We start from the raw sequence: 12,130 nt of genomic DNA, 5'->3' as shown, positions 1-12,130 counted from the left end.
GTTCGATTTATTAAGAGCCGGATAGGAAGTGCCTGTTCGGAAAGTAACCGATACCTGCAAGGGTGAATGAGAAAAGGGGCAATTCCATGACAGGAACGAAAGCTGACACACCCGCAACCTTGAATGCGGAACCTACGGGCAACACCGAGGAAGCAAAATCACGTTTCAACGCAGCTCTTGAAGAAGCCAAAGCCGGCGCACATGCACTGGGTGCAGAAGCCAAGCAGCGCGCTGAAGCCTATCAGGATCGCGCTAAGAACAAAGGCGACCACTGGGTTGACGAAGCTAAGGTCAAAGCAACCAGCGTGGCACATGATGGCAAAGCCAAGGCCAGTGAAGCGCTTGCTACCCTGAGCAAATTTGTTGCTGAGAAGGCGGCGCCTGTCGATGAAAAGCTTGGGCCGGGCTATGGTGATTATGTCCGCACGGCTTCCAAAAAGCTGGAAGACACAGCGACCAAGCTTGACGAAAAAAGCCTGGAAGAACTGGGTGCGGATTCGCGTGAATTTGTCCGCGCAAACCCCGCTTTGTCCGTTGGCATTGCCGCAACTGTTGGTTACCTGTTTGCGCGTATTTTCCGTAGCTCCAAGTAATTTGACGTGACATTAGCGACAGATGACAAAAACGGCCCTGCCGGGACCGACAAATCGTCACACCAAGCTCCCCCGCCGTATGAAAATATGGCGGGTGATCGCTTAGACGGTTCGGACCCGGAGGCAGATACACACCCTATACGTGACGATCTTACCGCACTGATCGACGACGGGCTGACTTTCCTTGAAGCAGAATTGAATTTCCAGAAGACTCGCCTGTCGTTTGTTGTCGATTGCATCAAGAAAACGGCAATCTTTGGTGTTGCAGCCATTTTTCTGGCCATCCTCGCGGCGATTGGCCTCACAATTGGCCTGATCATGTGCCTAACTCCCTATATCACAGCCTGGGGGGCTACAGCGGTGGTTGTGGGAGGTTTGCTGGCTCTTGCCTATTATTGCGTCACCCATGTTGTGGCGAAGATAAAAGCAATCAGCGCAGCGTTCAAAAAGGATGAGGATCTTCCCGAATGACCGACCTGTCGACGAAAATGTTGCAGGACCGAGCCTTGCGCGATGCAGCCAGGATCAATGTAGACACCGATATTGCCCTGCTCATGCAGAATATTGAGCAAAAAAGCATCGGTGCAAGGATCAAAGATAGCACTTTGGACCGCGCTCAAAAAATTAGTGCGGAAATTGAACAGTCTGACGACCCTCGTGCGATCTACATAGTTGGTGGAATCGCTGGGCTTTTGACCCTTTGGCTTGCGAGAAAACCTCTGTTCAAAATCCTTGGGTGGCTGTTTGGCCGATCATCTTCAAAAGATCCTGAAGATGGTGGATCAAATGGAGAAGACGAAGAATACTGGGATGCTGAAGATGAATTACACCCTCAGCCTCCTAGTTCTCGGAAAAACACCCGCCACGGAACCAGCGCTGCAGCTTGAGGGTTAAAAAACTAGGCCACGAGCGCAGACATCAAATGGAGAGAGCCCATGAGCGATTCCCAACGCAAAGATATTCACGAAAAAGTCCAATCCGCTCAAGCCCGTAACCAGAGCCGGGAAGTAACCCTGTCAGACCGGGTTGGCGAGAAGACCATCGAAGGCAAAGACCGGGTTGTTCAATTTGCCAAAGACCACCCGATCGCATTGATTGGGGGAGGAATCATTCTCGGAGTTGCTATTTCAGCCATTTTCCCGCGCTCTCCCACCAGACGCCTGGGTTCAAAAGCTGCTGGCCTTGCCGTAACGGCAGCCGATCTCGCTCTGGCATATTCCAACCGTGCCCGCGCCGCTGCACACGATGCTGCGATTGGCGGCGGTGACCTGCTTGAAGACCTTAGTGACAGCATTGGTGACACGCGGCGCCACTTGCGCCGTGACGCGAGCTATTACAGCGATGCCGCATTGGGTGGCGCCAAGGAACTGTCGCGTGATGCACGCAAACGAATCACCCGCAGGTTACGATCCTTCCGCTGAACTTATCCCTTTAGCCCATACAATATGGCGCGCCCTCTTGCAGAGCGCGCCATATGTCTTATGGACGGCATTTCACAGGCATTCTCCAAGAAGGTTTTGATAAATGGCAAAACAGCTTCTGCATCTCGTTATGGGCGGCCGGGTTACGGACCCCCAGAGCTGCGAGTTTCAGGATCTTAACAACATCGACATCGTCGGTGTTTATCCGAATTATGAACAGGCTGAAGAAGCATGGCGAGGCAACGCTCAACGCACGGTTGATGATGCTGAGATGAAATATGTCATCGTCCATCTGCACCGTTTGCTGGAACCGGAACTGCCGGGCAAATAAGATTATTCAGGCCACAAGCCTGAAATCATCAGCATAGTATAAGGCACGCGATAGCTTGCCGCTATCGTGTCTTTCTATAATGCAAAATAGCCCGCTCCGTTTTCAAACGGGCGGGCCATTTTATGTCAGAAATCTCTGCTAATCCCGAACGGGATTGTAGCAAAACACTTTATATAAATTCAATCTTATCAATCAGGTAGAAGCGTTCGCCTGATGGAACGATCACTTCCACCTCATCGCCAACCTGCTTGCCGATCAAGGCACGAGCAAGCGGGGATTCATAGGAAACCCGACCCTTTTTCGCATCGGACTCGGTCTGGCCGACGATCTGATATTTGAGCGGCTTGTCATCTTCATCGAGCAAGGTAACCGTTGCGCCGAAGATTACCTTGTCGCCTGAAAGCGTTGCCGGATCAATAATATGAGCGCGGCTGACACGATCTTCAATCTCACCAATTTGTGCTTCGACCTGACCTTGGCGTTCCTTTGCGGCATGATATTCCGCATTTTCGGAGAGGTCACCGTGAGCGCGTGCTTCCTCGATCGCATCCACGATAAGTGGACGCTCTGCGCGAAGGGCTTTCAGGTCAGCAGTCAGCTTTTCATAGCCTTCTGCCAGCATGGGCACTCTTTCCATATTACGTCCCTGTCATAAATGGCGCCTCCCGGCAAAGCTATCCCTTATCCGGACTTCATGAGACCGGATAAGGGACGACTATGCCAGGCGACGCCTGTGTTTCAGCTATAATAGTCTTGCAGGGACCTTACTTCAAGCTCACCCGCCTTAACTTCGTCAATTGCTTGCGCTGCGGCGAGTGATGAAGCGGCTGTCGTGTAAGACGCGACCTTCTTTTCCAAAGCCGAAGCTCGGATGGACTGACTGTCTTTAAGGCTCTGCCAGCCTTCCGTCGTATTGAAGATCATCGCGATTTCACCATCGCTGATCCGGTCAACAATATGCGGACGGCCTTCAGCCACCTTGTTGACCCGCTCTACCGCAATTCCGGCATCCGCGAGATATTTCTGCGTGCCTTCAGTGGCGATGATGGAGAAGCCTTTGGCAACCAACAGCTTCACCGCTTCGAGCACTTGCGGCTTGTCGCTATCCTTTACCGAAACGAAAACCGTTCCGCTTTCCGGAAGCATCATGCCTGCACCAATCTGCGATTTGGCAAAAGCTCTGGTGAAATCGCTATCGATCCCCATCACTTCACCGGTAGAGCGCATTTCTGGTGACAGGACAGGGTCAGCACCGGGGAAGCGGCTGAACGGGAAGACAGCTTCCTTCACCGCCATATAGTCCATATCTTGCGTGATAGATGGCAGGTCAGCCAACATCTGGCCTGCCATCACGAGCGAAGCATATTTCGCGATTGGGTCGCCAGTCGCCTTGGCCACGAAAGGCACAGTCCGGCTTGCACGCGGATTGACTTCAATGAGGTAAACCTCGCCTTCTTTTACTGCAAACTGGACATTCATCAGTCCACGCACGCCCAGCCCCTTTGCCAGCAAATGCGCCTGACGCTTCATTTCTGCGATAATATCATCAGGCAGACTGTAAGGAGGAATGGTGCAAGCACTATCGCCTGAGTGAACCCCGGCCTCTTCAATATGCTGCATAACCCCTGCCACGACGACATCCTGCCCATCGCACAGAGCATCAACATCGCATTCAATCGCATCGCGCAGATATTGGTCGATCAGAACCGGGCTGTCGCCAGAGACTTTCACTGCGGTGGCAATATAATTATCGAGTTGCGCTTCGCTATCAACGATTTCCATCGCCCGGCCACCCAGCACATAGCTTGGGCGCAAGAGCACTGGATAACCGATGCGATTAGCAACCGCGATGGCTTCATCGCGGCTGCGCGCAATGCCATTTTCAGGCTGCTTGAGGTTCAGCTTATTGACCAGTTGGGCGAAGCGTTCACGATCTTCAGCAAGGTCAATCGCATCGGGCGAAGTGCCGAGGATGGGGATGCCCGCCTTTTCCAGAGCGCCCGCCAGTTTCAGAGGAGTCTGCCCGCCGAATTGCACGATCACGCCCAGAAGTTCGCCGTTGGACTGTTCAACGCGCAGGATTTCCAGCACATCTTCAGCAGTCAACGGTTCAAAATAAAGCCTGTCCGAGGTATCATAATCGGTGGAAACTGTTTCCGGGTTGCAATTGATCATGATGGTTTCAAACCCTGCATCCTGCAGGGCGAAACACGCATGGCAGCAGCAATAATCGAATTCGATACCCTGCCCGATCCGATTTGGACCGCCCCCGAGAATAACCACCTTCTTACGGTTAGTCGGGAAAGCCTCATTCTCAGGCTCACCAAAGCTTGGCGCTTCATAGGTGGAATACATGTAGGGCGTAATGGCGTCGAATTCGGCAGCGCAGCTATCAATCCGTTTGAACACGGGAAATACGCCTAGCTTGTGACGCAATTTGCGCACTTCATCTTCGCTGGTAGCGCCAGCCATGGCGCGCAGCGTGTCATGCAACAGACCAGAGCTCTTAGCCTGCGTTTCTGCCAGGCCGCCAGCAACACCAACAGACCGCACAGCCAGAGTGGCCAAGCGCTTGTCGGAAAAGCCCATGGCTTTCAAACGGCGAAGCGCTTGCGCATCATTAGGCAGACCATTTTTGGAAATCACCTGCTCTTCACGAATGATTTCTTCAATATGACGCAGGAACCATGGATCATAGAAAGTGATCTCGTGAATCTCTTCCATGGTAAAGCCTTCGCGGAAGGCTTGAGCGATCTTCAATATCCGGTCTGGTCGCCTTAAAGCGAGTTGAGCCCGGATAACATCACGCTCTGCACCTTCCAGCTCAACCACACGATTGAAGCCATCAAGGTCCGTTTCCAGCCCGCGAAGGGCTTTCTGCATACTTTCCTTGAAATTACGGCCAATCGCCATGACTTCACCGACCGACTTCATCGCAGTGGACAATTCCACTTTCGCACCCTTGAATTTCTCAAAGGCAAAGCGTGGAATTTTCGTGACGACATAGTCGATTGTCGGTTCAAAACTTGCAGGCGTTGCACCGGTGATTTCGTTGGTGATTTCATCCAGCGTATAACCAACCGCCAGCTTCGCAGCAACGCGAGCGATGGGGAAGCCGGTAGCCTTGGAAGCCAGTGCGGAAGAGCGCGAAACACGCGGGTTCATTTCGATGACGATCAGGCGGCCATCTGCTGGATTCACTGCGAACTGTACGTTCGAACCGCCTGTTTCTACACCGATTTCCCTGAGGACGGCGATACTCGCCGAACGCATGATCTGGTATTCCTTGTCGGTCAGCGTGAGGGCCGGTGCGACGGTGATGGAATCGCCGGTATGCACACCCATCGGATCGACATTTTCAATCGCGCAGATGATGATGCAATTGTCGTTCTTATCGCGAACGACTTCCATCTCGAATTCCTTCCAACCGAGGAGCGATTCCTCGATCAGAACTTCAGTCGTGGGAGAGGCATCAAGCCCATCACGCACGATCCGTTCGAACTCCGCCTTGTTATAGGCGATACCGCCACCGGTGCCGCCCAGCGTGAAGCTAGGGCGAATGATCGACGGAAGGCCGGTGCGTTCCAGCACTGCCAGCGCTTCATCCAGCGTATGCGCAGTACCCGAGCGCGCGCTTTCAAGGCCGATGGAATCCATCGCTTCACGGAAACGATGGCGGTTTTCAGCCTTGTCGATCGCATCGGCATTCGCGCCAATCATGGTGACATTATATTTGTCGAGCGTGCCGTCATTATACAGTGCCAGCGCGCAATTCAGCGCGGTCTGTCCGCCCATGGTCGGAAGCAGCGCATCGGGCCGTTCCTTGGCGATGATTTTGGCGACGATATCCGGTGTGATCGGCTCAACATAAGTCGCATCGGCCATATCCGGATCGGTCATGATCGTGGCGGGGTTGGAGTTCACCAGAATGACCCGGTAACCCTCTTCCTTCAGCGCCTTGATCGCCTGTGTGCCGGAATAGTCAAACTCGCAAGCCTGCCCGATAATGATCGGACCAGCGCCAATAACGAGGATCGAGGAGATGTCAGTACGTTTGGGCATTAGACGAGCGATCCCACAAACTTTTCAAACAAATAGAAGCTGTCCTGCGGTCCCGGCGAGGCTTCGGGGTGATATTGCACGCCGAATGCCTTCTTGCCCTTGATCGCAATCCCGCAATTGGAGCCGTCAAACAGGGAAACATGTGTTTCCTCGACATTCTCGGGAAGCGTCGTGCCATCGACCGCGAAACCGTGGTTCATGCTGGTGATTTCCACAAGACCATCTTCATGGCGCTTCACCGGGTGGTTTGCGCCGCGGTGCCCCTGATGCATCTTGGTGGTGCTGGCACCTGCCGCAATGGCGAGCATCTGGTGGCCGAGGCAGATCCCGAAAATCGGCATATCCTGTTCCAGCAATGCCTTGATAATTGGCACAGCATAAGCGCCGGTTGCAGCCGGATCGCCAGGGCCGTTGGAGAGGAACACGCCATCCGGCTTGAGGTCGAGAATATCGTCGAGGCTGGTCTCAGCCGGAACAACTGTTACACGTGCGCCGGCGGTGACCAGATTGCGGAAGATATTGTCTTTCGCGCCATAGTCGATAGCCACAACATGTGGGCGGCTATCACCTTCAGCCTTGGCGTAGCCCGCACCGAGTTTCCAGGCGCCACCGTCCCATTTCTGATTTTCATGCCGCGTAATCGTCTGCGCGAGATCCATGCCTTCAAGGCCCGGCCACTCCTGCGCCTGCTTGATGAGTGCAGGAATGTCGAATTTGCCATCCGGAGCATGAGCGATCACCGCATTGGGCGCGCCATTTTCACGAATGCGGCGAGTGAGCGCGCGGGTGTCGACGCCGGAAAGGCCGATCTTGCCCTGCCGCTTCATCCATTCATCAAATTCGACCTGAGAGCGGAAGTTGGATTGGAGCGTAACATCTTCCCGCACAATGCAACCAACCGCGCCTTCAACGTTGGATTCGATATCCTCGTCATTAGCGCCGACATTGCCAATATGCGGGAAGGTGAAGGTGACAATCTGCGCCGCGTAAGACGGATCTGTCATCACTTCCTGATAACCGGTCATGGCGGTGTTGAAGCAAACTTCTCCAACCGCGTGACCGATAGAGCCAAAGCCCCGGCCCCAGACTACCGTGCCATCTGCAAGGACTAGGACTCCACTCGCACCCTTGGGTGGCGCGTGTGAAGATGCGGGGTCGGCCATGGGGCGCTCCGTTCTTAAATAAAGTTATCGCGATGTGTGCTAAGAAGCGGCGGCTAAACCTGCCCTGCCCGCTCGTCAAGCTGTCACTCGACAGAAGGATCGGTTAAGAGGCCCGAATTGCACTTAATTTGACCAATTCATCCACAGGAAAGACACGACAGATGCTGCGCGAAACCCTCAAGAAAGCCCAGATTGCAGCGATGAAGGCCGGAGAGAAGGAGCGTTTGCATGCCGTTCGCCTTATTCTCGCCAAAGTGAAAGATCGCGACATCGAAATGCGCACTTCGGGCAAGGAAGTGCCCGATGATGACCTCATTATCGACGTTTTGCAGAAAATGGCCAAGCAACGCCGTGAATCGATCACCATGTATGAAGACGGCGGCCGTCAGGAACTGGCGGATCAGGAAAAAAGCGAATTGATAGTCATCGAAGAATTTTTGCCACAGCAGATGGATGAAACCGAAACCAAGGCTGCAATTGAACAAGCCAAGGCCGATACCGGTGCCGAAGGCTTGAAAGATATGGGCAAACTCATGGCAGAACTCAAAACTCGCCACGGTGCGACACTGGACATGAGCAAGGCCAGTGCCATGGTCAAAGCCGCACTTTCCTGAGCTAGACCACGATGGCTCTTTCTCCTCAATGGCTTGATGAACTTCGCGCGCGGATCACGCTTTCGAGCGTGATCCAGCGAACCACCAAGCTGCAAAGAGCGGGCCGGGAATGGAAAGCGTGCTGCCCTTTTCACAATGAAAATTCGCCCAGCTTTACCGTCAATGACGAAAAAGCCTTTTATCACTGCTTTGGCTGCGGTGCACATGGCGATGTGATTCGCTGGATGACCGATCAGCGCGGCCTCTCCTTCATCGATGCGGTGAAGGAGCTGGCCGAAGAAGCAGGAATGGAAGTCCCCCGCGCCGATCCACGCGCCGCTGAACGTGCTGAACAACGCTCAAGCCTGCATGATGTGATGCAGGCCGCACAGGAATGGTTCCGCCGCAATCTATTCGCCCCGGAAGGCAAAGCGGCGCGCGACTATCTGGCCACTCGTGGCTTCGATCCGCATACAGCGGAGCGGTTTGGGTTCGGCTACGCCCCTCCCGGCCGGACAGCGCTGAAATCAGCCCTCGAGAAATTCGAAGAGTCGATGCTGATTGAAAGTGGCTTGCGAATCGCTGTGGAGGGCCGCGATCCTTATGACCGGTTCCGCGAAAGGCTGATGCTCCCCATTCAGGATACGCGCGGCAAGATTATTGCTTTTGGTGGACGCTTACTCGATTCTACACGAAAAGATGCCCCTAAATATCTGAATTCACCGGATACACCTTTGTTCGACAAAGGCCGGACACTCTACAACCTCCATCGTGCTGCCCCGCCTGCCCGCCAATCTGGCCGGATGCTGGTGGTGGAAGGCTATATGGATGTGATTGCGCTTGCAGCTCATGGAATCGAAGAAGCTGTCGCGCCGATGGGCACTGCGCTGACCGAACGACAGATTGAATTATTGTGGCGCGTAGTGGATCGCCCGATCCTGTGCTTTGACGGTGACGCGGCTGGCCAGCGGGCAGCTTTTCGCGCTGTTACGCGGGCACTTCCTCTGCTCAAGCCTGGCCATTCCTTTGCCATTTTGCGGATGCCAGCGGGGATGGACCCGGATGATTTGCTCAAACGCGATGGCCGTGCAGCAATGGAATCTCTGCTGGCCAATCCGCAAAGCCTGCTCGAAGCGCTCTGGCTTCATGAAAAAGAAGCTTCCCCGCTTAATTCTCCAGAAGATAAAGCGGGCCTGAAAGCGCGGCTGATGGAACATATCGAAACGATCCAGCATCCCGATATACGTTCACTCTATCGCCGCGAATTGATGGATTTATATTCCGCTTTTGCCTTTCCCAAACGCGCGTTCAACAATTCGAGGCCACCTCAGAAATCCCGTTTAAATGGCCGTCAACCCTGGGGAAAAGAACGAATCCCTGAGCTTTCACCTGAAAATGCCACGCGGTTAAAGCGGGCCATCGAAGGTGGTGCTCGCGACGATCTGACCAAAGCGGTTTTCAGTGGCCTGACACGCCATCCGCAAGAGATCATACGCCACGCCGAAGCCCTCTCGCGACTAGCTTCAGCGGAGCCCGCGCTGGCAAAATCGATCGATCATCTCTTCGAATTGTCGGAAATACTTGAAGAGCAAGGCCCTGATACCATATCATTGGGTAAGACTGTCGCTGCGCCGCCGGATAAAACCCGCTTCTCCTTCCTGATGGAAGGTTCCGATCCGCTGACTGTGCGTGACGATTTGGCCGAAGCTGTTTCCTTGCTGGTCGAAAGACCGGCTCTGGATTCAGCTATTGCAAGAGCTACCGCTCGTTTTGACAGCGATCCGGAAGGGTCCTGGGCTGAACAACAAAGGCTCAGGAAACGAAAACTGGAAATCGAGTCGCGACTCGGGCACATGGCTAGAAAACGTGCTGCCGCTCCGGCACCGACAGAATCAACGCAGAGCGCTTCTTCGGAAGCCTCTGGCGAACACAGAATGGACTGAAGCGAGACTTATGGCGTCTGAAGCCAAAACAAAGCAAAATGAAGATGCTCCGCTGATTGATCTCAATGAAGCATCCATCAAGAAGTTGATCGCCAAGGCAAAGCGCCGGGGCTACATCACTTATGATGAGCTGAATGAAGCCCTGCCGCAGGACCAGATGTCCTCCGAGCAGATTGAAGACGTGATGTCTGCCATCTCTGAAATGGGCGTCAATATCGTCGAAAATGACGAAGATGCTCAGGAAGAAGAATCCGGGGTAGATGACTCTGGATCTTCGGATGGAGAAGAAGACAGCGCAGACGCTGGCCCGCAGCAGAACGTTGCTGAAAAGCCGAAGAAGGCTTCGACAGATCGCACAGATGACCCTGTCCGCATGTATTTGCGGGAAATGGGTGCGGTAGAATTGCTCAGCCGCGAGGGCGAAATCGCTATCGCCAAGCGCATCGAAGCTGGCCGCGACACGATGATTATGGGGCTCTGCCAAAGCCCGATCACCTTCCATGCCATCATCACATGGTCCGAGGCACTCAATAATGAAGAAATGCAATTGCGCGAGATCCTCGATCTTGATGCGATGCTTTCCAAAGAGCCGCCGGCTGACAAGATGGCGGAAGATGCTGACGATGATGATGGCGAAATCAGCGAAGAAACCGCTGGCCCATCATTCAAGGAAGATGACGATTCGGATAGCGATTCCGAAGAGGAAGATGGCGAAGAAGGCAGCCGCCGCCGTGATGACGAGGAGGAAGAGGATAACACCCTTTCCCTCGCTCAGATGGAGGCAGCCCTCAAGCCAGAAGCGCTGGAACGTTTTGCCCGCATCACCGAACTGTTCAAAATGTTCGAAAAGCTTCAGTCCGAACGGGTTGACGTTCATGCTCGCGGGGAAGAATTCCCCAAAGCTAAAGAACGCAAATATGAAGAATTGAGCGAGCAGCTTACGGCAGAAGTTGAAAGCATGCAGTTCCATGCGACCAAGATCGAATATCTGGTCGACAATCTTTACGCCTTTAATCGCCGGCTGACGGCTCTTGGCGGCCAGATGTTGCGCCTTGCGGAACGCCACAAGGTCAAGCGCACCGACTTCCTCAAATCCTACATTGGAAATGAGCTGGACGATGCCTGGCTGCCCAGTGTTGCCAAGAAGGACAAGAAGTGGGCTGCTTTTGCTACCAATGAAGGTGATGCGGTTGAACGTATTCGCCTCGAAATTTCGGACATTGCCAGCCAGACCGGCATGAGCCTCGAAGAATTCCGTCGCATTGTGAATACGGTGCAAAAAGCGGAACGTGAAGCGCGCATTGCGAAGAAGGAAATGGTGGAAGCCAACCTTCGTCTCGTGATCTCCATTGCCAAGAAATACACCAACCGCGGTCTGCAATTCCTGGATCTCATTCAGGAAGGTAATATCGGACTAATGAAAGCAGTCGATAAGTTTGAATATCGCCGCGGTTACAAATTCAGCACCTATGCAACCTGGTGGATCAGGCAGGCTATTACCCGCTCTATCGCGGATCAGGCGCGCACGATCCGTATTCCGGTCCACATGATCGAAACGATCAACAAGCTGGTCCGCACGAGCCGTCAGTTCCTCCACGAACAGGGCCGTGAACCGACGCCGGAAGAAATGGCTGAGCGCCTGTCCATGCCGCTTGAAAAAGTGCGCAAGGTGATGAAGATCGCCAAGGAGCCGATCTCTCTCGAAACGCCAATCGGCGATGAAGAAGACAGCCACCTCGGTGACTTCATCGAAGATAAGAACGCGATCATTCCTGTGGATGCGGCTATTCAGGCCAACCTTAAGGAAACAGTCACCCGGGTTCTGGCCAGCCTTACTCCGCGTGAAGAACGCGTGCTGCGTATGCGCTTCGGCATCGGCATGAACACTGATCACACGCTGGAAGAAGTCGGCCAGCAATTCTCGGTGACGCGTGAACGTATTCGTCAGATCGAAGCCAAGGCGTTGCGCAAGCTCAAGCACCCGAGCCGGAGCCGCAAGATGCGCTCCTTCCTCGATCAGTAAG

The 12,130-nt window shown here is 54.0% G+C and carries 11 protein-coding genes; 8 read left to right on the top strand and 3 right to left on the bottom strand.

The window, feature by feature from the left end; translation table 11 throughout:
* Positions 1 to 86 precede the first annotated feature (86 nt).
* From GRI39_RS03510 to GRI39_RS03490, 5 genes are all read left to right on the top strand, one after another.
* Complete coding sequence (locus GRI39_RS03510) at positions 87 to 593, top strand: hypothetical protein (RefSeq protein WP_160738274.1); 507 nt, start codon at positions 87 to 89, stop codon at positions 591 to 593.
* Between the two features lie 6 nt (positions 594 to 599).
* The gene (locus tag GRI39_RS03505; protein ID WP_160738273.1) at positions 600 to 1,064 is read left to right on the top strand and encodes a phage holin family protein; all 465 of its coding nucleotides are present in this window, start codon (positions 600 to 602) and stop codon (positions 1,062 to 1,064) included.
* Positions 1,061 to 1,480, top strand: a complete 420-nt coding sequence (locus GRI39_RS03500) for a hypothetical protein (protein WP_160738272.1) — start codon at positions 1,061 to 1,063, stop codon at positions 1,478 to 1,480. The genes GRI39_RS03505 and GRI39_RS03500 overlap by 4 nt, the downstream gene beginning before the upstream one ends.
* A 48-nt stretch (positions 1,481 to 1,528) precedes the next feature.
* Positions 1,529 to 2,014, top strand: coding sequence for a hypothetical protein (locus GRI39_RS03495; protein ID WP_160738271.1), 486 nt, complete (start codon positions 1,529 to 1,531; stop codon positions 2,012 to 2,014).
* A 103-nt stretch (positions 2,015 to 2,117) separates the two neighbouring features.
* The gene (locus tag GRI39_RS03490; RefSeq protein ID WP_160738270.1) at positions 2,118 to 2,345 is read left to right on the top strand and encodes a DUF4170 domain-containing protein; all 228 of its coding nucleotides are present in this window, start codon (positions 2,118 to 2,120) and stop codon (positions 2,343 to 2,345) included.
* 169 nt (positions 2,346 to 2,514) lie between these two features.
* On the opposite strand, the gene greA is transcribed toward GRI39_RS03490, so the two are convergent.
* The 3 genes from greA to carA form a co-directional block, all read right to left on the bottom strand.
* Positions 2,515 to 2,982, bottom strand: a complete 468-nt coding sequence (greA, locus tag GRI39_RS03485; protein ID WP_160738269.1) for a transcription elongation factor GreA — start codon at positions 2,980 to 2,982, stop codon at positions 2,515 to 2,517.
* A 101-nt stretch (positions 2,983 to 3,083) separates the two neighbouring features.
* Entirely contained in the window at positions 3,084 to 6,407 is a 3,324-nt protein-coding gene (carB, locus tag GRI39_RS03480) for a carbamoyl-phosphate synthase large subunit (RefSeq protein ID WP_160738268.1), read from the bottom strand.
* Positions 6,407 to 7,570 carry a glutamine-hydrolyzing carbamoyl-phosphate synthase small subunit gene (gene carA, locus GRI39_RS03475; RefSeq protein ID WP_160738267.1) on the bottom strand — a complete coding sequence of 388 codons (1,164 nt, stop codon included), beginning with the start codon at positions 7,568 to 7,570 and terminating at the stop codon, positions 6,407 to 6,409. The genes carB and carA overlap by 1 nt, the downstream gene beginning before the upstream one ends.
* A gap of 161 nt (positions 7,571 to 7,731) precedes the next feature.
* Between carA and GRI39_RS03470 the strand changes: the two genes are divergently transcribed.
* From GRI39_RS03470 to rpoD, 3 genes are read left to right on the top strand one after another with little or no spacing between them, the layout of a single operon-like run.
* The gene (locus GRI39_RS03470; protein ID WP_160738266.1) at positions 7,732 to 8,184 is read left to right on the top strand and encodes a GatB/YqeY domain-containing protein; all 453 of its coding nucleotides are present in this window, start codon (positions 7,732 to 7,734) and stop codon (positions 8,182 to 8,184) included.
* A gap of 11 nt (positions 8,185 to 8,195) precedes the next feature.
* Positions 8,196 to 10,106 (top strand): DNA primase, encoded by a 1,911-nt coding sequence (gene dnaG / locus GRI39_RS03465; RefSeq protein ID WP_160738265.1) that lies wholly within the window; start codon positions 8,196 to 8,198, stop codon positions 10,104 to 10,106.
* A gap of 10 nt (positions 10,107 to 10,116) precedes the next feature.
* A complete protein-coding gene (gene rpoD, locus GRI39_RS03460; RefSeq protein WP_160738264.1) occupies positions 10,117 to 12,129 on the top strand; it encodes an RNA polymerase sigma factor RpoD in 2,013 nt (670 codons plus the stop codon).
* Position 12,130: the final 1 nt, after the last annotated feature.

The organism is Altericroceibacterium indicum, from assembly GCF_009828105.1.
GTDB classification, from domain to species: Bacteria; Pseudomonadota; Alphaproteobacteria; order Sphingomonadales; family Sphingomonadaceae; genus Altericroceibacterium; species Altericroceibacterium indicum.
Note: the sequence above shows the minus strand (reverse complement) of the source record. Positions and strands in the feature narration are given on the sequence as shown.